This is a genomic window from Marinovum sedimenti (genome assembly GCF_054052205.1).
In genome coordinates, this window is sequence record NZ_JBSWBT010000002.1 from 193,332 (window position 1) to 214,910 (window position 21,579).

General features: G+C 64.7%; 15 protein-coding genes and 1 pseudogene. 4 read left to right on the plus strand and 12 right to left on the minus strand.

All coding sequences use genetic code 11. The annotated features are described in order from the left end of the window. Positions 1 to 14: 14 nt before the first annotated feature. A complete protein-coding gene (locus ACW9UO_RS18275) occupies positions 15 to 770 on the plus strand; it encodes a prepilin peptidase (RefSeq protein WP_457088757.1) in 756 nt (251 codons plus the stop codon). A 988-nt stretch (positions 771 to 1,758) separates the two neighbouring features. Here ACW9UO_RS18275 and ACW9UO_RS18280 read toward each other — a convergent pair. The 12 genes and pseudogenes from ACW9UO_RS18280 to ACW9UO_RS18335 all read right to left on the minus strand — a co-directional run. Next, positions 1,759 to 3,162: pseudogene (locus tag ACW9UO_RS18280) on the minus strand (VWA domain-containing protein); the annotation flags it as partial. Further along, on the minus strand, positions 3,131 to 4,291 hold the full coding sequence (locus ACW9UO_RS18285; RefSeq protein ID WP_457088758.1) for a hypothetical protein: 1,161 nt from the start codon (positions 4,289 to 4,291) through the stop codon (positions 3,131 to 3,133). The pseudogene ACW9UO_RS18280 and the gene ACW9UO_RS18285, both read right to left, overlap by 32 nt. A gap of 4 nt (positions 4,292 to 4,295) precedes the next feature. Further along, the gene (locus tag ACW9UO_RS18290) at positions 4,296 to 5,162 is read right to left on the minus strand and encodes a DUF58 domain-containing protein (protein WP_457088759.1); all 867 of its coding nucleotides are present in this window, start codon (positions 5,160 to 5,162) and stop codon (positions 4,296 to 4,298) included. Next, entirely contained in the window at positions 5,159 to 6,166 is a 1,008-nt protein-coding gene (locus ACW9UO_RS18295) for an AAA family ATPase (protein WP_457088760.1), read from the minus strand. Before ACW9UO_RS18295 ends, ACW9UO_RS18290 begins: the two co-directional genes overlap by 4 nt. A gap of 12 nt (positions 6,167 to 6,178) precedes the next feature. Further along, positions 6,179 to 7,141, minus strand: coding sequence for a hypothetical protein (locus ACW9UO_RS18300; protein WP_457088761.1), 963 nt, complete (start codon positions 7,139 to 7,141; stop codon positions 6,179 to 6,181). Next, positions 7,120 to 7,593 (minus strand): hypothetical protein, encoded by a 474-nt coding sequence (locus ACW9UO_RS18305; RefSeq protein WP_457088762.1) that lies wholly within the window; start codon positions 7,591 to 7,593, stop codon positions 7,120 to 7,122. Before ACW9UO_RS18305 ends, ACW9UO_RS18300 begins: the two co-directional genes overlap by 22 nt. Then, on the minus strand, positions 7,590 to 8,903 hold the full coding sequence (locus ACW9UO_RS18310; RefSeq protein WP_457088763.1) for a hypothetical protein: 1,314 nt from the start codon (positions 8,901 to 8,903) through the stop codon (positions 7,590 to 7,592). The genes ACW9UO_RS18305 and ACW9UO_RS18310 overlap by 4 nt, the downstream gene beginning before the upstream one ends. A 12-nt stretch (positions 8,904 to 8,915) precedes the next feature. Beyond that, a complete protein-coding gene (locus tag ACW9UO_RS18315; protein WP_457088764.1) occupies positions 8,916 to 9,977 on the minus strand; it encodes a prenyltransferase/squalene oxidase repeat-containing protein in 1,062 nt (353 codons plus the stop codon). A 28-nt stretch (positions 9,978 to 10,005) separates the two neighbouring features. Then, positions 10,006 to 10,680 (minus strand): hypothetical protein, encoded by a 675-nt coding sequence (locus ACW9UO_RS18320; RefSeq protein ID WP_457088765.1) that lies wholly within the window; start codon positions 10,678 to 10,680, stop codon positions 10,006 to 10,008. A gap of 108 nt (positions 10,681 to 10,788) precedes the next feature. Then, the gene (locus ACW9UO_RS18325; protein WP_457088766.1) at positions 10,789 to 15,492 is read right to left on the minus strand and encodes a PKD domain-containing protein; all 4,704 of its coding nucleotides are present in this window, start codon (positions 15,490 to 15,492) and stop codon (positions 10,789 to 10,791) included. Positions 15,493 to 15,502: 10 nt separating this feature from the next. Next, positions 15,503 to 15,952: a pentapeptide repeat-containing protein gene (locus ACW9UO_RS18330; protein WP_457088767.1), complete on the minus strand. Its 450-nt coding sequence runs from the start codon at positions 15,950 to 15,952 to the stop codon at positions 15,503 to 15,505. 610 nt (positions 15,953 to 16,562) lie between these two features. Further along, positions 16,563 to 17,507, minus strand: a complete 945-nt coding sequence (locus ACW9UO_RS18335) for a GlxA family transcriptional regulator (protein WP_457088768.1) — start codon at positions 17,505 to 17,507, stop codon at positions 16,563 to 16,565. 75 nt (positions 17,508 to 17,582) lie between these two features. Here ACW9UO_RS18335 and ACW9UO_RS18340 point away from each other — a divergent pair, with 75 nt between their 5' ends. From ACW9UO_RS18340 to ACW9UO_RS18350, 3 genes are read left to right on the plus strand one after another with little or no spacing between them, the layout of a single operon-like run. Then, a complete protein-coding gene (locus tag ACW9UO_RS18340; protein ID WP_457088769.1) occupies positions 17,583 to 18,743 on the plus strand; it encodes an acyl-CoA dehydrogenase family protein in 1,161 nt (386 codons plus the stop codon). Next, on the plus strand, positions 18,743 to 20,773 hold the full coding sequence (locus tag ACW9UO_RS18345; RefSeq protein ID WP_457088770.1) for an acetate--CoA ligase family protein: 2,031 nt from the start codon (positions 18,743 to 18,745) through the stop codon (positions 20,771 to 20,773). The genes ACW9UO_RS18340 and ACW9UO_RS18345 overlap by 1 nt, the downstream gene beginning before the upstream one ends. Beyond that, entirely contained in the window at positions 20,770 to 21,555 is a 786-nt protein-coding gene (locus ACW9UO_RS18350; RefSeq protein WP_457088771.1) for a carnitinyl-CoA dehydratase, read from the plus strand. Before ACW9UO_RS18345 ends, ACW9UO_RS18350 begins: the two co-directional genes overlap by 4 nt. The last annotated feature ends 24 nt before the right edge of the window (positions 21,556 to 21,579 follow it).

The window sequence follows — 21,579 nt, forward strand, 5'->3', positions numbered from 1 at the left end:
GCTAACCTTCTGGGGTGTTTGACCCGATTCCCGTCCTTGCCCCCGCCCTTCTGTTGCTGTTCGCGCCCGCGATCGGCAGCTTTCTGGGCGTGGTCATCGACCGTCTGCCCGCCGGTTTGCCCCTCATCGCGGGCCGGTCGCGCTGCGCGGGGTGCGCGCGTGTGCTGGCCCCGCTTGATCTCATCCCCATCCTCAGTTTTCTCGCCCTGCGCGGGCGCTGCCGCAACTGCCGCGCCCCTATTCCCACCCGCCTGCCCCTGATCGAAGGGGCCGCACTCGCGGTTGCGCTTTGGGGCTGGCTTACCGTTCCAAATGGCGTGCTGCTCTGGACCTGCCTGCTGGGCTGGAGCCTGTTGGCGCTGGCGGTGATTGATGCGCGCCACATGATCCTGCCAGACGCCCTGACCCTGCCGCTGATCGCCTTGGGCCTTGGCGCGAGCCTGTGGCTGCCGGGCCTGCCCCCCGGTGTGCATCTCGCCGGAGCCGCGCTTGGGGCGGCGTCGTTTTGGGCGCTGCGGGCGGTCTATTTCCGGCTGCGCCACACCGAGGGTCTGGGCTTGGGCGACGTCAAGCTGTTTGCCGCCGCCGGGGCGTGGGTTGGGCCGGGTGCCTTGGCCTCGGTGCTGTTGATCGCCGGGGTCAGCGGCTTGATCTTCGCCGCCCTGCGCGCCCGCCACCGGGGTCCTGCCGGGCCAGTGGCGTTTGGCCCTTTCCTCTGCGCCGGGACATGGCTGACCTGGCTTTACGGGCCACTTGTCTGGTCGGGGTAAGCCATGCCGCGCGGCGTTCCACCGTCAAGATCGCAAGGTACAGCAGCAGCGCGGAGGTCAGAAGCCATGGCCGCAGGTCAAGACGGGCGGTTGGCCAATCGGGTGGCAAAACAGAGCGGCCCGGCCCGAGCTTTGGCAGCTGTAACAGGCGGGGATGCGGCGGCGATGGCGTCAGAACTTCCTCGGCCTCCCACACCGGCAGCCAGAGCGACCGCCGAAGCCGCGCATCCTCTGCCTGAACAGTCACGTCGCGCAGACCCGCGCTTGTGATCGGCACCGCGCCGACATAACGCCCCCCCGCGGTTTCGCGCAGGTCAACTTCGGTCACATGGCCCTCGGGGTGGCGCACCGTGGCGCGCGGCGACAGTCCGCTGCGCCAATCGCCTGCCGCATCGACGGCCTCGACCACCAGCGACAGGCCGCGCCCGTCTTGTGATATGCGCAGCGAGAGTGGCCGCGCCCCAAGCCCGCCCGACGCCCAGCCCATCGCAGACCCCAGCGCCTCCAGCGCAGCGACATCCTGCAACCAATCCGCCGTCCAGCCGTTGAACCCCGGCGCAACCGCAAGCACCCGACCCGCGCCAAATGCCTGGCTCGCCACCAGCGGCGCGCCGTCCGGAGTGGCCTGATGCACCGTCGCCGTGTCGGCGGGGCGCGTCACCGGATAGCCCGTGACCGGCCCCAGAGAGCGCGCCTCGGACCCGCCCGGCAAAGGGGCGCGCGCCACCGCATCCCATCGTCCAAGCCGGATCGCCTGCACCTCTTGGTCCAGTGCCTCGCGGGTCAGTCGTGGCAAATCCGCATCGCGGCGCACCGCCACCGGCGCGCGCCCGGCGATTTCAGTCAGGGTCCCGCTTAGGCCGGTCGCCTCCTCTGGCGGGCCAATCAAAATTGGCAACAGTTCCGCCCCGGCAGTGGCGAAAGCGCGGCGCAGCGCGGCGGGGGCCAATCCGGACGCGTCGTCCGCCCCGTCGGTGATCAGGATCACCACTTTCTTGCCCGGTGCCGCGTCGAACTGCGCCAGCGCCGCACGCAGACCGGCGGCAATATCAGTCCCGCCCGAGCCTTCCCGCGCGACGGCCCCGGCGGTGTTGGCAAAGCTCTCGGGCTTGGGGCCAAGCGGGTGATAGACCGTGGCGGCGCTGTCAAAGAACACCAATGCAGCGCGGTCCCGCGCGGCCAATCCGGCAAGCGCCAATTCGGTGGCCTGCATCGCCCGCAGGAACCGCGTGCCGCCGCCCGAGGTGTCGCCCATGCTGCCCGACGCGTCGACGGCAAAGACCACCGTGGCTGGCGCATCGCCGCCGCCGTCCTCCGAGATCAGCGGCAACATCGTCTCAAGCTCGGACCCGAGGTAGCCGCCCGCCGAAAAGGCCGACGGTCCGCCCAGAACGACCAGCCCGACACCGGCACCCGCCACCGCCCGCTTCAGCGCCGCGACCGAGGGGCCAGACAGCTGATGCGCCGGCAGATTGTCGAGGACGACCAGCGCGAACTCTGCGAATGCGGCGGGATCGGTCGGTGCCAGCTCGGGTGCGCGGGCAACCGGGGCAAAGCCCCAATCGCTCAGCAAGGGCCAGACCGGACCCGGCAGACCGGCACCCAACACCAAGGCGCGGCCCGGGTCCGACAGGGGCACCACCAGCGCCCGTTTGTCATTGTCCGGGATGCCCCAGGGACCCTCTGCCAAGGTCGCCGCCACGGCAAGGCGCGGGCCGGGGGGCACCTCGAACCGCTGGTCAATCCAGGCGGTTCCATCGGGCCCCAGCCGGACGGAACGCCGCGCAATCCGGCTGCCGTTTATGGTGATCTCAACGGTGAGGCGCTGCCCCGGCGGCCCGCGCAATCCGGCGCGCAGCTGCCCGCCCTCGCCGCTCGTTTGCGCGGTGAGAGTTGTGATGCCCGCCTCGGTTTCCATTGGTCGCGGCGCAATCGGCCACCACCCGTGCATCTGCCGGTCCGGCCAAGTCGACACAGCGCCGTCAGACACCACAATCCGCAGGGGGTGCGCGCCCTCGGCATCCGGCGTGGCGGCCACGGCTGCCGCGAGATCGCTCCCGCGCCGTCTTTGCAAGGTGGGGGCCAAGGGCTGCTGGCCGGTGGCAAGACGGATCGCGGCACTGCCTTCGGTGGCGAAATTGATTTGCCGCAGCGTGCTGCCACGCGGCAAGGCGCGCAGTGTTTGGCCGATGGCGGCGCGCTCGGCGGCATCGGGGGCCTGCCCCATGCTCAGCGATCCATCGACAAACAGGTCAACCGCTGCCGGCACCGGACGCTGCGCCAAAGGCAGCTCCGCGAGGGCAAGGAGCAGCAGCGCAGCAACCGTGGCGCGGGCGATGAGGCCCCATGATCGCGCGCTGCTAATCGCCACGGCGCAGCCCCCGCAGCCCATCCGCGAGCAGCAAAACCAGCGCCAGCCCGATGAGCCAGATGCGCGGGTCCGCCCCGTCCGGCACGGCGACGGTGCCAGCCGGGCGCGGGGTGTGCCCTGCGGTGACAATCCGCGAAGGCGGTGCGCCTGCCGCGAGATCAATCAGGGGCGCGAGGAGCATTGCAAACCGTGCATCCGCCTGCGCTTCGGGCCGACTGAGGTCAACAAATACGTCCACCGCTCCGGGTTGACCGCGCGCAAGGATCTGCGTGCCTGCCCGCCAGATCGGCACGGTTTTGAGGGCAGCGCCGTCGTTTCCCGTATCGGTTCCGGCGACAAGCGCAATGCCCGGCAGCTCCGGGACAGTCTGGCCTTGGCCCAGCGGGGCGTGCCATGACCAACCGCCCTGAACCGGCGTTTGACCGCCGGTCCAGATCCGCAGGTCGGCGCCGGGCCGTGGCACTGCTGCGCAATCGATGGCGAGGTCCGCCCCCGCCGGGACTGGCTGATACCATGCGCTGGCCCGCAGCGCCCGCGCCATCCCCGCGCCGCAGCTTTGTGCCACCACAACTTTGGGTGTCGCGATCAGCGCTGTGACAGGCAATTCGAGCCGTGATACCGCGCCTGACGGCCCCACGAGATTGATCGTTAACGCCGGTCCACCGGGCATCGGAATATCAAGGCGCAGCGGCGCAAGCGAGGCCTCTGGCAGCCGCATCTGACCGAGCACAAGCGCCCCGTCGCGGATCACAAGCTCATGACCCGCCGCCCCGGCCTCGGGCGATACGGTGATCAGCACCGACAGTCCTGGCTCCGCAGTCAAGCTGCGCCGGGCCGAGGCCCGCAACACCTCGGGTCCGGGGGCTTCAGCGGAATTCGCTTGCGGCGTGGGCCCGCCAATCTTCGACATATCTAGGTTCATAACAGCCGCCAGAAGCACCAAGACCAGAGCCGTGCGCACCAGCCACCACAGGCCAGAGCGGCGATGCTTCGCAGCGGTTCCGCCCTCAAATCCCCAAAGCGCCAGCGACGGAACCAGAGCGCTCGGCCCCGCGTCGGCATCACGATGCAGCCACCAGATGTAGGCGGCCAGACCGAGCGCCAGTCCAAACGCCAGGCTATACTCCAGTGCTGCGAAACCGACCGTCACGCTGTCACCCCCCCCTTGCAGGCAAGGCCGAGAGATGGCGGGTCAACACCCTGCGCCAGCCCTCTGCCGAATCGCAGGACGAATAGGCCAGACCCTTGCGGCGGCAGACCTGTCGCGCCTCGGCCTCAAGGTCCGCAAGCCGGTTCTGCGCTGCCTGCTCCAGCGCGGCAGGGGCATCGGCCACACCCTGCCGCAGCCCGCTTTCGGCATCGCACAACAGCTGCGCCCCGGATGGGAGGCGGGTGTCATCAGCGACCCCCAATCGCAACACATGCCCCCGCCGGCACGCCGCCGCGATGGTGCGCAACGCAGGCGAAAGCTCCGCCCCCCAAAGCAGATCGCTGATCACCACAAGGCCGCCGCCCCGGTCAGCATGGGTGAACGCAGAGCGGAGCGACCCGGTGCCCGGTTGGGCCAAGGGCGGCGCAGAAAGCCTGTCGAGGATGGTGGCCAAATGGCGCGTTCCCGGCCGTGGCGGCACAAAGCTGCGCGCGGCGCTGTCAAAGGTGACCAGCCCGACGCGGTGGCCTTGATGGAGCAGCAAACCCGCCAGCGCTCCGGCCAGATCGGCGGCACAGGTCCACCGCGCACCAAAGCGCATCGAGGCGCTGCAATCGAGATGGATCAGCCAGTTTCCCGCCGCACGCTGCGCATAGCGCCGTACCAGCGGCTGGCCCCGGCGGGCGCTGGCCCGCCAGTCGACGGCGCGCAGATCATCGCCCGGTTGATACGGCGCGACATCGCGAAACTCATTGCCGGTGCCGCCCACGCGAGAGGTCATTTCGCCCTCGGCCCCCAGCCGTCCGGGCAGGCCAAAGCGGCCCTCGGCGAGCCGTGCCAGACCAGTCAGCTCGGCCCGGCCAAGCGTCATCGCGCTGCAACATCCTGTCGCCACTGCGCCAGCACGGCGCTCAGGATGCTATCGGCGGAAATGCCGTCTAAACCAGCGGTCACGTCAAGCAATACGCGGTGGCGCAAGATCGGCAGCGCCACCTGCGCCAAATCCTCGCGCGCTAAATGCGCCCGCCCTTGCATCAGCGCATGCACCGCCCCGGCGCGCAGTAACGCCTGAAGCGCGCGCGGGCTGGCCCCATAGGCGACGTGTTCCGACACCTCAGCGCTGGCCTTCGGGCCGGGATGGGTGGCCAGCACCAGATCGACCGCCGCTTGCGCCACATGATCCGCGATCACCACGGCGCGGCCAAGACCCTGCATCGCCACCAACCTCGGCAGATCGAGCACCGCCGCAGGGTCACCCGAGTGCACATCGCCAAGCGCAATCCGCAACAGGGCGGCGCGATCTGGAAAGGCGACCTCGATCTTCATCAAAAAGCGGTCAAGCTGGGCCTCGGGCAGCGGATAGGTGCCCTCAAATTCGATCATGTTCTGCGTGGCAATCACCATAAACGGCGCGGGCAGTTTGCGGGTCTGGCCACCGGCGCTGACCTGCCCCTCCTGCATGGCTTCCAGCAGGGCCGATTGGGTTTTGGGCGGGGCGCGGTTAACCTCATCGAGCAACACAAGCGGCGAAAAGATCGGGCCGGGCGAGAATTCCAGCCGGGTGCCGCCGGTGCTCTCGGTGCGCAAAATTTCGGAGCCGAGGATATCAAACGGCATCAGATCGGGCGTGCCCTGCACCCGAGCCAGAGGCGCGCCAAGAAGATGCGCCGCCGCTTTCGCCAGCTCGGTTTTGCCCAGACCGGGCAGGCCTTCGAGCAAGACATGCCCGCCCGACAACAGCGCAATTGCAAAGTCCCGCACGACGCTGTGCTGGCCGACGACGATGTTGTTCAACCCGTCGATCAGCGCGGCGGCGTCGCGTTGGAATTGGTCAATGTCGTCTTGGGTGGGCGGCGTGGACGGGGTGTCGAACACGGGAACGCGCTCCTATTGCAGGGTTTGATAGCGCCGGATCAACCGACGTTGCTCTGGCATCAGATCGGCCAGCGGGGCGGGTGTGGTGATGCGGCGCGCGGCTTTGGGAACTATGGGGGCGAGAACTTTGACATCGCCCGAAAGTGGGGCCGCAAGGGGGGTCGCATCACCCGCCAAAGCCCCTCCGGGCAGCGCGATGCTGTCGCCGGTGTCCAGAGGTTTGACGATCTCGGTGTGGCCGCCTGTCATGCCGCCGGCCCGCAGATCTGACGTGGTGCCCGAACCGCCCGAAGCGGTCGCTTGCCCCGGCACCGCGCGCATATCAGCGGTATCGTCGGCCTTGGACTCGACCGGAAACAAGGCATCCGCCAGCGACAGTGCCTTGCGCGCAGAGTCTTGGGTGGCTTGCGGCGATCCTGAGCTGCTGCCTTTGAGAACCTGCGTTCCGGGCTGCCCTGACACGGGCGGCAACACACCAAATCCCAGCGCCAAGACAAGCGCCGACACCGCCCAAACCGATGCCTGCGGATCGTCTGTGGCACGGGGGGGCGCAGTCAGCACGCGGGCGGCGGCCTGTTCGACCTGTGCCAGATACGCCCCGGCCAATCCACCACGCGGGGCCGCAAGCGCGCTGCGCGCAAGGTCGGGCTGGCCCGCCCAATCATCGACCAGATTGGCCGCTGCGCGCATGTCCGGGCGCGCCCGAAACCAGATCATCAACGCAAGCGCGCCGCCCGCCGACAGGGCCACCGCAAATGTCACCTCGCGCGGGAGCGGGGCCAGCAGCCATGTGATCAGACAGGCCAGCGCCACACAAATCGCCGCGAGTGCAAGCCCTCTGCGGCCCGCACGCAACGCCACCTGCCGCGCCAGTTGCCGATGCGCTAGCCGCAAAAGTCGGGCCATCGACGGCGGGATTGACGCCATCGCCTGTGACCCCGAGTGCCTTGTATTCAGACAGGAAATATCGGCCATGCTCTCATGCTCACCACAATCAGCGCAATTGCAAGCGCTGTCTTTGCCACAAGCCTTACCGCCCCTGCCGCGGGCCTCTTTGCCAGAGCGTGCCAGAGAAGCGCCACCAACAGCCCCCAGCCCAAGACCGCGCCTTGGGTGGTCAACACATCCCACCGGCTTACGGCCCCGGCCTTGTATAACACGGCCCAAAGTGGGGCCGGCACCGCGAGTGCCGCAATCGCCAGCCGCAGCACCGCCGCGCCGCTGCCCTGCGCCAAGAGCGCCACCAAGCCGCATTGCACGACTAGCAAAACCGCCGCGAGTTCGGCGGCGCGAAGTCGCGGCGAGGGATCGGGGCGCGGGTCTTGCAAAATCGCCAGGAGCCATGTGCCGACGCATAAGGTTGCCAAGACGACGGTTGCGGCCTGAAGCCGACCGCGACTGGCCTTATCAAACAACCCCCTGATCATTGCGCCACCTCCTCGGCGCGCAACGCGCGTCGGACGCCAGGAAAGGGCTGGCTCAGCTCGGTCTGATTGCCCACCAGCCGCAGCTCCACCCCGATCCGTCGCCCAATTCGCGCGGCCAGACGGGCCTCGGCGCGGCGCGGGTCTGACCCGATTGGCGTCGTGGCCGACACGGTGCCGACGCTGCTTAGACCGACCTGCTGACGCCCCATCCACCGCTGGCGAAGCGTCAAAAGCGTGGCCCCGCCGCCGCCTGCGCGCCGCCCGACCTCTAACCGCGCACCGGGCGGCAATGGCAGGTCGGGGATCGCCGTTTGCGGCAGCGGCAGGGCGAAGGGCGCGTTGCCGCGACCATGCACCACAAGGGCAATCTTCTGCGCGCCGGTTGCGGCACCGGGGGTGGCGTGGGTCCATTCGATCCACTCGACAAAAGCGCGTTTGTCGGGCGGCCCCACCAGCAACAGCGCCGCGAACACCACCCCCACAGCCGACGCCGCCCATAGGCCGAAAAACACCGCAGCGGCGAGCAAGAGCGCCGCGCAGGCCGTGGCCAGCGCCACCAGCCAGCCCCATTGGCCGCCGCAATCGCGGCAGTCCGACAGTTTGACCAGGTCGCGCGCCAGCGGCAAAGCCGACAGGATCGGCTGCGTCGGATCGGTGCCGATATTGCGCCCGCCGCAGCCCGCAACCCCCTGTAAACGATGCAAGACTGCGGGGTTGGCCTCGGCGATCGTCAAGGCACCGCAGCGTTGCAAAAACCCCTCCAGTGCCGTCATCTGCGCCGCCCCGAGCCTGCGCAAATCGGACTGTGTGACGATCAGCCTCTCGACTGTGTCATAGGCCATCGCCGTCTGCGGCAGGGCGGCGGCAGGAAGGCGCGTTGCACCGCCGACCCCGGTCAGATCAAAGCTGCGTTGCCCGCCGTCGACATCGCCAAACACCTGCGCCCGGCCCTCGGCCAGCACGCGCCCCTCGGACGACAAGCGCCACAGCACATCCGCCGGACCGGCCACGGCGTAGGGGATCGCCACCGCCACCCGTTCGCCCGCGCGGGTGCGCAGATGCGCGCGTATCGCGACGGCAGCCTCTGGAAAATCGAGTGTCACTGGCATCGAAACCGCCGCACTCACCCCGACCTCGATCTCGGAAAAGCGGTTCTGGGCAGCAAAGCCCCCCCAGGCCGCCCGCAGATCAACCTCGACCGATTGCGCCTGCGCCGCGCCAGCCATCGTCAGGACTGCCACCATCAAGACAGCCATCACCAAGACAGCCACCAGCGCCGCAAGCGCGTTTCGCCCGATCTGACGGATCACAGCGATCCCGGATCAGGGTGTCAGCGTCAGGTTCAAGGCGTTGATCGCCCGCGCTGTCACCAGCGGCTTTAACCCTTCCCACCACCGCGGGCTGGTGTTGACCCATGCGCCATCGTCGCCTTGAATCGACACGATCTGACCGGCCAGATCATCGCGCCAATTGTGCGCCACCCCGGCAGTGTCGGTCACAGTGGTTTCGCCATACGCGGTCATGCTTTTCGAAAACGCCTCGTAGTAAAAGAATAGCCCCTGATCATCGACGGTGCCGGGGTTGGTCTCGACAGTGTAATTGGCGCGAATCCAGTCATAGGCCGCCTGCACCCGCGGATCGCTTTTGTCGGCCCCGGCGTAAATCAGCGAGATCAACCCGACATGGGTCATGCCGCCATAGCTGCCGGTGCCCGCATGTTCGCTTTCGCCGGGCATATAGGTAAAGCCGCCGTCATTGCCCGCCCAAGCCTGATCGTTGGTTTCCGAGTTGTTCTGCGAGCGCGACACAAACTGCATCGCGCGTTGCACCACCGGATCATCGTCGGGCACGCCAGCGGCCTCCAGCGCTTCGAGCGCGTAATAGATGTTGGACAGGTCGGGGCGTTCATCGCCGCCATAGCCGATGCCGCCGTAATACGGATGGTCCGCCGGATAATCATTGGCTTCGCTCAGTTGCAGGTGCCCGAGGAAGCCGCGCGCGCCGGCAATCGCCTCGGCCACCGCCGGATCATCAAGCGCCGAAAGCGCGGTCACTGCGGTGGCGGTGTTGTAATTGCGGTTCTGAATGCTCTCGGTGATCGAGCCGTCCTTTTGCACCTGACTGAGCAGATAGGCGGTGGCGTTTTGCACCAGTGGCGCGCTCTGATCGGTGCCGCCGGGCTGGGTGACAAAAGCGTTGAGCACCAGCGCCGTCACCCCGACACTGTCGAGATAGGCGCCGTTTTCCCCCTGCTGGCCGCGCAGATAATCGAGCCCGCTGTCGACTGCGGCCTCGGCCTCTTGCTTCAATCCGGGGTCGATGTCCTGCGCCAGAAGTGGCGCGGCGCCGGTGGCGGTGAAACCCGTCAGGGTGAGGGTGAGCATGGCCGCTCGGGCGTGGCTAAAGATCATTCTATGTCCCTGATATCGTGAATTTCATCGTGGTCCGGCGGGACAAGCTTAGGCCCGCCCAAAGCCCTGCGGCAACTGCTAACTGAACCGCCAGCACGGCATTTTTATCCGGCAGGGTATAGCGCATGTCGCCAATCGGCGTGCGGCCATAAAACAGACCGGTGCGGAACGGATCGACATCGGCCTGCACCCAAAGATGCGCCAAAGGATTGAGGGCGACGGCGGCGTTCATCGCGATGGGCGACTGGACCAAAAACGGCCCCGCCCAGATTGGTGCGGTCGCCAGCGCCAGAACAAGCACAAAGAGCGCCATGGCCGGGGTTTGCCCCTTGCGGGGCAGGCAGGCGGCGAGATCCGCGATCAGCGCGATCAACAAGACCACGGCGCACAGCCGCATCAGGATCGCGACGGGCGGCAGAGCCTCAAGCACGATCAAAGCAGCGACCAGTGAGAGGCCTGCGGAGAGTGCGCGCAAAAGGGCCGGCTTGCCGCCCGGCGGCGGATATATCGGACGGGCGAGGGCCGCGACGGCCCAAGCCAACAGTGCCGACAGACCCCAGACATCGGGGGCGGACAGGCCCGAAGCGACCGCGCGAAAGGCCCCGGCGATTGCCACGGCGCAGAGCGGTGTCAACGTCAGGTACAGGGTAAAATCCGTTCGGGTCGTCCGTAGCATCGCGTTCTAAACCTCCGGCACCTGAGACAGAAACAGAGGCCCGGCGAATGCGGGCCTCTGTGATGTTTGGGACGCAGGGCGGGGGCCGCCCTGCAAGGTCAGGTCAGGCTATTTCTTTTTGCCCTTCTTCTTACCTTTGCCCTTCTTGTCATCGTCGTCGTCATCATCGTCATCGTCGTCGTCAACCATTGCGAAGTCTTCTTCGTCGTCATCGCAATCTTGGGCATTTTCGGCATTGTTGTTGCAAGCAGAGTTGCCAGGGGCGTCCTGATCTCCGTTGCCGTGGCCGTTATTCTTGCCCTTGTTGTCGTCGTCGTCATCGTCATCGTCGTACTTTGACGGTGCGATGGCTGAGGCCGTTCCGACGTTGCCGGATTCGTCCACCGCCGTCACGATCAGGGTCAGGCTCGTGCTTTTGACTTCCCACGTTCCATCATCCTTAACCTTCACGTCGCAGTACTTGCCCGAGTTGTACTTGGAGTCCTTCTCGGCGGCTTTCGCTTCATACTCCTCGGCTTTCTCGAGGTAGCTCTGCTTGCCGGTCTCGTCGTACTTGGCCCGGTACTCTGCCGCTTTCTCGGCATATTTGCTGCCGTCCTTGGACTTCTTGCCCTTGAACTTGACAACCTGGCCGGTGCTGACCGCAACCGGATCAACACATTCGCCGATCTGGAGCACGGCGCTGACCACCACGGCAGGATCACAGGAATCCGCGGCGGAGAAGTTTACCACGAGTTCCTTTTTCTCCTTGCCTTTGTAGTCGACGAAGGGATCGAAGGCCGCTGTCACCACCGGTGCGATGGTGTCCTCAACCGTGATGCCCACAGTGCTGACCATGCTGACACCGCCATCGTCGTCGGTCACTGTCAGGCTGACCATGCTGACACCAAGCGGCATCTGCACCGCAGGGTTCACGCCAGAGGCGTTGCCGAACGGTCCGGTCCAGGCGTGGCTAAGCATGTCGCCCACGAAGGGATCAAACGATCCAGACCCATCGAGCGTGGCCAAGGCCATGCTGTCGGCTTCGCATTCCAGCACCTGATCGGCACCGGCCACCGCTGTTGGTGCCAGATTGAGCACCGTCACCGTGGTCGTGTCGACCGTCACACCACCGTCATCGTCGGTCACTTGAAGCGCAACCGAGAGAACAGTGCCGCCCGCGATCCCGTCAATGATGGCTGCGCTGAACGTCGGGGTGGCCCCGGCGGTTTCAAAGCTGCCGTCGTTGTCGAGATCCCAGGCGTAGGTCAGCGTATCGTCCGGCGACACGTCAGAGCCCGTTCCGGCCAGCGCGACGTCTTGCGTCTCGTTCACCATATAGGGTCCGCCGGCCATTGCCATCGGCGCCACGTTGTTGACGGTCACGGTGAGGGTGTCGTCGCCCACGTCGCCATCGTCATCGGTCACCGACACGGTCACAGTATAGATGCCGTTGTCGGTGTAGGTGTGGCTGTCGGTCAGGCCGGAACCCGCCGCCGACCCATCGCCCCAGTCGACCGACACCGTGTGGGTGTCGAGCGTGCCGGGATCGGTGAAGGAGGCCGCAAGGGTGATCATATCGTTCTCGTCGATCACCTGATCGGCCCCCGCCACCACGGTCGGAGCCACATTGTTGACGGTCACGGTGGTGCTGGTTGTGCCCGCCCCGCCGTCATCGTCTTCGGTCAGAACCGCCACAGTCACGACCGCATCGTCGATGCCATCGAAGTTCACGGTTTGGCCAACGGCCTCATAGGTGCCGTCATTGTCGAGGTCCCAAGCAAAGGTCAGTGCGGCTTCGTCTGCGGGCGCGGCATCGCTGCCGGAAGCCATTAGATCGACACTGCTGCCTTCGTCCACGCTGTAGGGTCCGTTGGCGTCTGCCTCGGGGTCTACGTTGTGGATCGTGATCGAAGAATTGGCCACGCTTGCCAGACCCTTGGCATCGGTCACTTCGACCGCCACCAGGAAGGCCGAGCCGCCCGCCGGTGCATCTACTGCCGAGGCGTCAAACATCGCCGCAGCTCCGGTTGCATCGTCGAACTGACCGTCGTTGTCGAGGTCCCAGACAAAGGTGATCGCATCGCCATCCGGGTCGGAACTCGCCCCGGCGTCAAGCGCCACCATGCTGCCTTCGTCACCACTGTAAGGCCCGCCTGCAACGGCATCAGGTGCCTGATTACAAATCGGATTTGTGGCTTCGATCACAGTGAGGGTGCGGAACTCGGTGTTGGTCTTGGGAATGGTATCGCTGTCGGTGACCCGAAGCGCGATATCATAGGTGCCAAGCGCCCCGAAGGCCGCGGTTGCGTTCACCGTATCGCCAGAGGCATCCGCCGGCGAGAAGGTGATCGGTGCGGAGTAATCCCACTCATAGGACACCAGCGCCGATTCCGCATCGGACGAGGTCGTGCCGTCAAGAATGACGGTATCGCCGAGGCAGATCTGCCCGTTCTGCGCCCCTTGCACCACCATATTGGCGTTCGGCGGCAGATCGAGATCGGTCACCTCGACCGGACAGGTCGTGGTGTCCGTAAGGCCACCATCATCGGTCACGCGCAGCTGCACGTTGACCACACCGACCGCGCCATAAGATGCGCTTGCGGTGGTGCCGGTGGCGTCGCCAAAGGTGCCATCCCCATCAAGATCCCAAGAGTAGGTGGTGATGGCCTTGTCGGCGTCAGGATGGCTTGACCCGCTGCCGTCAAAGTCGACATTGGCATTGAGCCCCGCAACCTGCGGATCCGAGGTACAGGCGGCAATCGGCCCCTGCTCGAACAGTTGCGGCGAAAGGATGATTGCGCCCCACGCCGTGCCAAGCCCCGCCCCGGTATAGTTTGAGGTCGTGTAGCCCCCCGCGGGTGTAAACGACCCATCCGCATTCTGATTGTCCACGAGGTACTGGGTAAAGGTTTCCTCCCAGTTGAATGTGCCCGCGGTCATGTCGATCGGTTCGGTGGTGCCGTCATCGCCAATCGCGGTGCGCATGGCTTTGGCAAGTTGGTACATGGCATAGAAGTTGCCATCATAATTGGCCCAATCGCGCGCCATAACCTTGGCCGCACATTGGAACCGATCATTCGAGGCCGGAATGTCATCCGCGTTCATCATGATCAGACAGGCCGGGGTGGTGTTATAACCATTGTCCCACAGCAACTGGGTCGAAGACGTATAGCCGCATTTGCATTCGTTTCCGGCCGGGGCACCACCAACGCCGTTGGCAGGAGGATAGGCTTGCCAATTGGGAATGGCGCTCGACCAGTTCTGGTCCTTCAGCCATTGCGGCGCGTCCAGCCCCCAGGTTTCGGCAGCCAGTACACCGATCGCCCACCAATGTGAGGACGACGAATCTGGCGAAGCCGACCGCTGGTCGCCTTGCGCAAAGGTATAGTGCCAAGCGCCTGTCACACTGGAATCGCTGGCACCGTAGCTATAGCCATCCAGCATGTCCTGAACGATATCGACAAACTGACGCCCGGCAACATCGGCATTGCCTGCTGTGGCAATCGAGGTCTCTTGTCCGGCCGCGATGACCGCGTCGATCACCTGGCCCATGATATAGACTTCATGGTCGCCGTCGCCGTTGTTGGCGGTATTTATCAACCCATATGCGATACCATTGCCGTTCGCATCAGGATCGTTGCCACCCTGCAGACCGGGAGTCCGCGTCAGAAGCGCGTCGAAGAGATAGTTCAAGCCGCCGCGCACATTGTTGACATAGGGGTCCTCTGTCGCGTCGCCATACTCGGTATGGCCGTTCACCGCGAAGGCTTGGACCGCAGATGCAGTTGCTGCGACGGGATATTGCGAAGACGTGTTGACCCAATTCATACTGTTGCCGTTAACGACGGCTTCCTTATGAAGGCTCCACAGCGCGTGGTCGCGTGCCATGTTTGACTGCGTGTCCAGAGTGTTCGGTGCAATCGCCACACGGAATGTATCGGTATAGACGTTCCCAGCGGTATCGACAGCTTCGATAATTGCGGTAAACGGTTGCCCAACTGACCCAGTATACGTGTGGCTCAATTCCAACGCTCGCGCCTCGGAGATGGAAACGGCTTGCGGTCCAGACCCGTCACCCGGATCCCAGGTAGCCGAGGCCAAGGAAGCACTTTCGCCAGACGATGCCATAGCGGCGGCCTGAAGCGTGAGCGCCTCGCCGGATATCACTTGGTGAGGCAGGTTAGGATTTCCCAGCCAAGGGACGGCAATAACGGTTGGTTGGCAGATATCGCCAGTGCCGTTGCCATCTGAGTCCGCCTGATCGGCGTTTGCGTTTAGCGGACAGTTGTCCGCGGTATCGATGACGCCATCATTGTCATCATCGGGATCACTGAAATCAGGATCACCATCGCCGTCAAGATCGGGCGGCGCGGATGTCCATGTGCGGTCCGCGCCAGAGGAATACGAGCAGGCGTTGGTGTTGCTGCAGTCCCCAAACAGACACCGGCTGTCTGTGCCACTCGGGCGGACCACGTCCACTTTGACCCAGCTCACATAAGTGAAATTGTTCTGCGTCACGGAAATGGTATTTTCATTTGCAGGCGCGGTGATCTGCGACAACAGCGCAGAATTCGTCACCGTCAGCGGCGTGTAAGAGGTTGCCGCGCAAGAGCAAGCCCCGGTGATCGACGCGTTGCCGAGTGCGACCCCGTCGATATCGAGGGAATACGTGGCACCGGAACTGCACTGACCAATGTCAAGCGAACTCAGGCGGACTTCGGTTGGTTCGTCTTGCGCCGCGGCCATCGCCGGCAGCAGTGCGGCACCGGCAAAGGCCAGCGCGCGAAGGCCCTGACCAAAGCGGTGCATCATGTGTCGTGAACTGATCATGAGAGTGCTCCTAGAATTGGCAAGGACCTGCTGTCCCATCGGGGCAGGTCGTTGATTCATCGGTGAGGGTTAATTCGTCGGTTATGGCCCCGCCGAGCGAGGCCCCCAATAGGTTCGCGCCAACGAGGCTTGCGCCCTGCAGCATCGCGCCCTGAAATTCAGCGTTACTGAGGTTTGAATTGTTAAGGTTGACGTCCGTCAAAATCGCCCCCGCGAAATTGGCCTCTGGCAAAACAGCACGATAGAGATCGCCGCCGGACAAATCGATGAAGCTGAAATCGAGCTTGATACCTTGCAGCGTCGTGAGCTTCGCACCGGTCAAATCGCAACCGGGGCAGCTCGCCCCCGACTTGACGGCTGTCACCGCCGCCTCGTCAGCAGCAAATGCGCCCAAGGCCGTGATGCTGTACAACATCCCCCCGAGCACTATGGATTTCGATAGTCGCTTCGTACCGGTCATGAACGTCTCCTCCGCAGACTAGAGCACTTGATGCAGCCGCCCTGCTCAGTTGGGCGGGTTGGGGCGCGGAACGTTGGGCACAGTAAAAATGGAATATGAACAAAAGCTCAGGTGCGTCCGCACACGCGAATGTGAGGAAGTTAAGCACGGGAACTGCTGAAAAATTGTACGGAATCTTTTCTGTATTGGGATTGACCAGTGATGTTCGTCACATTTCACCATCCGAATCATCCCTAGGGTTGTCAAAAATTGATTTGAAGACTGCGTAGAATTGCAAGAGTTACGTGGCGATGGATTCAATTTTTAACTGATTCGTGTGGCGACCGGACCATTCGATGGTCAAATTGACAGATTCTTGACGATATAATTGCGGAGGCACGGGCTTTTCGGGCACGATGCTGGACGCGAGGAGCTGCACGATTCTCAGAGTTTCGGCTCACGAACCTGCACACTTGTAAAGGGTGTAAGGCGAACTTCACCAGCCTCACTCAACCGCTAGATTGCAAACTAGAGCGGATTTCAGATCCCGACACGCACGTTAAAGATACAGCGAACGGGGCGTTTCACGCAGCCAAAAACCGCTTGCGTGACGCCCGAAATCCCGACGGTATCACGCGCGAAATGAGCGCGGGGGACGACCGTATTGTGCAACGAAGGCACGGGTCATCGCAGCCGCGTTGCCATAGCCACAGCGCAGGGCAATCTCGGTGATCGAATAGTCCGACTGTTGCGCATATCGGCGGGCGGCGGCCAGTCGCAACCATTTGTAAACCGCTTTGGGCGCGGCACCGAATTCGGCCTGAAACGCTCGTGTCAGGCTTCTTTGCGTTGTCTGCAAATGCGTGGCCAACTGCCCGATGGACAGCGGCGTTTCGATATTCGCCGACATCAACGCAATCCCCCGTTCGACAAGCGGCGAGCCGCGGGGCTGCCACGGATTGTGAGACGGAGGTTCGGCGGAGCGGTGCAGGAAAAACGCCGAGACCTCGAGGTGCAGCGCTGCGCCGTGGTCCCGCCGGATCATCTCGAGCACCGTGTCAAAGGCTGCCATCGCACCGCCCGACGTAACCCGGTTGCCACTGATCACCACCCGGTCCGACAGGGCATCGACCGTATCAAAGCGTTCCGAGAACGCCGTTATTTCCGCCCAATGGATGGTCGCCTGCGCCCCGTCCAACAGCCCGGCCTGCGCCATAAGCCAGGCCCCGGTGTCCATGCCGACCACGCAGTCAAACCGCTTTGCCGCCGCCGAAAGCGCCGTGTTCACGGCCGGGGTCGCATGCGCGCGCACGTCGTAACTGGACAGAACGAACAGAAACGCGCCGCCGGGGTGATCGCGCAGCGGGCAATTGGGCAGAACCGGCAGGCCACTCGAGGACTCCACTGGCGCGCCGTCCAGCGTCACGAAACTCCAGCGATACGCCTCGCGCATGAGAAGCTCGTTCGCCGCGCGCATCGGTTCGACAGCATTGGCGAGGCACAGGTTCGAAAACCGCGGAAACAACAGCACCGCAACGTTCTGGGTTTCTAAGGGGGCGCGTGTCCATTTCCGCATGATTCCTGTCTAAATCAGCATGATGTCGCCCGTCAAGCCAGCTACCAATGGGCCAAACAAAGAAGGACGCACGCGATGCATTTTGGACTGAGCCAAGAACAGGAAATGATTGTCACGACCGTCCGCAGCTTTGTTGAAAACGAGATTTACCCGCATGAGGCCGAGGTCGAGCGCAGCGGTCAGGTGTCGCCGGAGCTTGGCGACGCGATCAAGCGCAAGTGCATCGATCTGGGGTTTTACGCCTGTAATTTCCCCGAAGAGGTCGGCGGCGCGGGCCTCAGCCATCTTGATTTTACGCTGGTGGAGCGCGAGCTGGGGCGCGGGTCGATGGCGCTTACGCATTTCTTTGGGCGGCCCCAAAACATCCTGATGGCCTGCGAAGGCGAGCAGCGCGACCGGTATCTGCTCCCGGCGGTGCGCGGCGAGAAGATGGACGCGCTGGCGATGACCGAACCCGATGCCGGATCGGATGTACGCGGCATGAAATGCACGGCGGTGCGCGACGGTGGCGACTGGGTGGTGAATGGCTCCAAGCACTTTATCTCTGGCGCGGAACACGCTGATTTCTTTATTGTTTTCATTGCCACCGGGGTGGATGACACGCCGCGCGGGCCAAAGAAACGGATCACCACATTTCTGGTTGATCGGGGCACGCCGGGGTTTGACGTGCGCGAGGGATACCGCTCGGTCAGCCATCGCGGCTATCGCAATTACATCCTTGATTTCGACAGTTGCCGCCTGCCTGACGCGCAGGTTCTGGGTGAGGTTGATGGCGGATTTGAGGTGATGAACACCTGGCTTTATGCCACCCGGCTCACCGTTGCGGCCTTCTGTATCGGGCGGGCGCGGCGCTGTTTCGATCTGGCGCTGGACTATGCCGCCGAGCGCAAGCAATTTGGCCAGCCGATTGGCAAGTTTCAGGGCGTCAGCTTTCAGATCGCCGATATGATCACCGAGATTGACGCCGCCGATTGGCTTACGCTGGCAGCGGCGTGGCGGTTGGATCAGGGGCTGCCGGCCAACCGCGAGATTGCCAGCGCCAAGCTCTACGCCTCAGAGATGTTGGCGCGGGTGACAGACACCACGTTGCAGATTTTCGGCGGCATGGGGCTGATGGATGATTTCCCGATTGAGCGGTTCTGGCGCGATGCGCGGGTCGAACGGATCTGGGACGGCACCAGCGAGATCCAGCGCCACATCATCAGCCGCGATTTGCTGCGGCCAATGGGGGCGTGATGTCGGGGCTGGAGCGGCTGCTGCGCCCACAGTCCATTGCTGTGATCGGCGGCGGGACGTGGTGTGAAAATGTCATCGAACAATGCCGCAAGATTGGCTTTTCGGGCGAAATCTGGCCAGTTCATCCCGCGCGCACCGCGCTGGCCGGGGTGCACGCCTACCGTGATGTCGCCGCCCTGCCCGGTGCGCCGGACGCGGCCTTTATCGGGGTAAACCGTGACCTGACGATTGACGTGGTGCGCGCTTTGGCGGCGCGCGGCGCGGGGGGGGCGGTGTGCTTTGCCTCGGGGTTCCGCGAGGCGCAGGCGGAGACGGCGGATGGCGCGGCGAAACAGGCGGCGCTGTTGGCGGCGGCGGGCGAGATGACGCTGCTTGGCCCCAACTGCTATGGTTTCGTGAATTACCTCGACGGGGCGGCGCTTTGGCCCGATCAGCATGGCGGTGTGCGGGTCGAACGCGGCGTGGCGCTGGTGACGCAATCGTCGAACATCGCGCTCAATCTGACAATGCAGGCGCGCGGCCTGCCGATTGCCTATGTGGTGACTGTGGGCAATCAGGCGCAGACCGGATTGTCGGAGGTCGCGCGCGCGCTGTTGCGCGATGATCGGGTGACGGCGCTGGGGCTGCATATCGAGGGCATCGATGATTTGCGCGGGTTTGAGGCGCTGGCGGAAGAGGCGGCTATGCACGGCAAACCCATCGTCGCGCTCAAGATCGGGCGGTCGGATCAGGCGCGCGCCGCCACGATTTCGCACACCGCGTCGCTTGCGGGCAGCGATGCAGGCGCGGCGGCCCTGCTGCGGCGTTTGCGGGTGGCGCAGGTTGCCACGTTGCCGGTGCTGCTGGAAACGCTCAAGCTGCTGCATGTGGCGGGCAAACCGACGTCCAACCGCATCGCTTCGCTCTCCTGTTCAGGCGGTGAGGCCAGCCTGATGGCGGATCTGGCGCATGGTTCGGGTGTCGTGTTTCCCGCCTTGGACGGGGCGCAGACTAAGGCGCTGAAGGCAGCGTTGGGGCCGCGCGTCGCGCTGGCCAACCCGTTGGATTATCACACTTACATCTGGGGCGATGTTGCAGCGATGACCGCCTGTTTCAGCGCCATGATGCAAGGCGATGTGGCGCTTGGCTGTGTGGTGCTTGATTTCCCCCGGTCGGATCGTTGTGATCCAAGCGCCTGGGAGCCGGTGATCGAGGCCGTGGTGCGCACCAAGGCGGCCACCGGGCGGCCAATGGCCATCGTGTCGTCCTTGGCCGAGACCATGCCCGAGGCCATCGCCACGCGATTGGTGGCCCTGGGGATCGTGCCGTTTGCCGGGATGGACGAGGCGATTGCGGCGCTGGCGGCCACGGTTTTGCCAGCGCCCAAAACGCCGCCGGGGCCGCTGCTCCTGCCCCCTGCCCCCGGTGCCGGGCAGGTGTTGAGCGAGGCCGAGGCGAAGGCGGCGCTGGCCCGGGCCGGGCTTAAGGTGCCGCGCTCGGTTCGTGCCAACAGCCCTGAGGAGGCGGCGCAGGCGGCGGCGCAGATCGGCTTTCCCGTGGTGCTCAAGGGCGAAGGCATCGCCCACAAGACCGAGGCCGGAGCGGTTGCGCTGGGGTTGACTTGCGCTGAGGATGTGGCCCGCGCTGCCCATGCCATGCCCACGAAACGCGTGTTGGTTGAGGCGATGATCACCGGCACCGTGGCCGAACTTTTGATCGGCGTCGTGGCCGACCCGGCGCATGGCTATGTGCTGACGCTGGCCGCCGGGGGCACCTTGACCGAGCTGATGAACGACAGCGCCACCCTGTTGGTTCCAGCCTCGCGCGGCGACGTCGAACATGCCCTGCAAAGCCTGCGTGTCGCGCCCGTGCTCAACGGCTATCGCGGCGCGGCCCCGGCGAATATCGATGCCGTGCTTGACGCGGTGATGGCGCTACAGGCCTATGTGGCCCAGGCCTTGCCGCAGGAAATTGAAATCAATCCGCTGATGTGCGGCCCCTTGGGCGCGACGGTGGCGGATGCCTTGATCCGAACCGGAGACCCGACATGACAGACACCCCGATCAAGACCCAGCGGCGCGGCCATGTGCTTGAGGTCACGCTTGACCGGCCCAAGGCCAATGCCATCGATCTGGCCACCAGCCGCATCATGGGCGCGGTCTTTGCCGATTTCCGCGATGACCCCGACCTGCGGGTGGCGATCCTGACCGGCGCGGGCGAAAAGTTTTTCTGCCCCGGGTGGGATCTGAAAGCCGCCGCCGAGGGCGATGCGGTGGATGGTGATTACGGCGTTGGCGGCTTTGGCGGGTTGCAGGAATTGCGCGGATTGAACAAGCCGGTGATTGCCGCCGTCAACGGCATCTGCTGTGGCGGCGGGCTGGAACTGGCGCTGTCGGCGGACATTATCCTTGCCGCGGATCATGCCAGCTTTGCCCTGCCAGAGATCCGTTCGGGCACCGTGGCCGATGCCGCCAGCGTCAAGCTGCCCAAGCGCATCCCCTATCACATCGCGATGGAGATGCTGCTGACCGGGCGCTGGATTGATACCGAAGAGGCGGCGCGCTGGGGGCTGATCAACCATGTCTATCCCGCCGCCGATCTGCTGGCCGAGGCGCGCAAGCTTGCCGACCTGCTTGCCGCCGGTCCGCCCTTGGTGCAGGCCGCGATCAAGGAAGTGGTGCGCGAAGCCGAGGATATGAAGTTTCAGGACGCGATGAACCGCATCACCAAGAGCCAGTTTGCCACGGTGGAAACGCTCTATCGTTCTGAGGATCAAAAGGAAGGCGCGCGCGCCTTTGCCGAGAAACGTGACCCGGTGTGGACAGGGAAATGAGTGTTCTCAGCCCAAAGGTGCACC

Coding starts and splice junctions, on each gene's coding strand:
- ACW9UO_RS18290 (WP_457088759.1), bottom strand. CDS start 5,162: ATGACGCTTGGCCGGGCCGAGCTGACTGGTCTGGCACGGCTCGCCGAG.
- ACW9UO_RS18300 (WP_457088761.1), bottom strand. CDS start 7,141: ATGGCCGATATTTCCTGTCTGAATACAAGGCACTCGGGGTCACAGGCG.
- ACW9UO_RS18305 (WP_457088762.1), bottom strand. CDS start 7,593: ATGATCAGGGGGTTGTTTGATAAGGCCAGTCGCGGTCGGCTTCAGGCC.
- ACW9UO_RS18315 (WP_457088764.1), bottom strand. CDS start 9,977: ATGCTCACCCTCACCCTGACGGGTTTCACCGCCACCGGCGCCGCGCCA.
- ACW9UO_RS18320 (WP_457088765.1), bottom strand. CDS start 10,680: ATGCTACGGACGACCCGAACGGATTTTACCCTGTACCTGACGTTGACA.
- ACW9UO_RS18325 (WP_457088766.1), bottom strand. CDS start 15,492: ATGATCAGTTCACGACACATGATGCACCGCTTTGGTCAGGGCCTTCGC.
- ACW9UO_RS18330 (WP_457088767.1), bottom strand. CDS start 15,952: ATGACCGGTACGAAGCGACTATCGAAATCCATAGTGCTCGGGGGGATG.
- ACW9UO_RS18335 (WP_457088768.1), bottom strand. CDS start 17,507: ATGCGGAAATGGACACGCGCCCCCTTAGAAACCCAGAACGTTGCGGTG.
- ACW9UO_RS18340 (WP_457088769.1), top strand. CDS start 17,583: ATGCATTTTGGACTGAGCCAAGAACAGGAAATGATTGTCACGACCGTC.
- ACW9UO_RS18345 (WP_457088770.1), top strand. CDS start 18,743: ATGTCGGGGCTGGAGCGGCTGCTGCGCCCACAGTCCATTGCTGTGATC.
- ACW9UO_RS18350 (WP_457088771.1), top strand. CDS start 20,770: ATGACAGACACCCCGATCAAGACCCAGCGGCGCGGCCATGTGCTTGAG.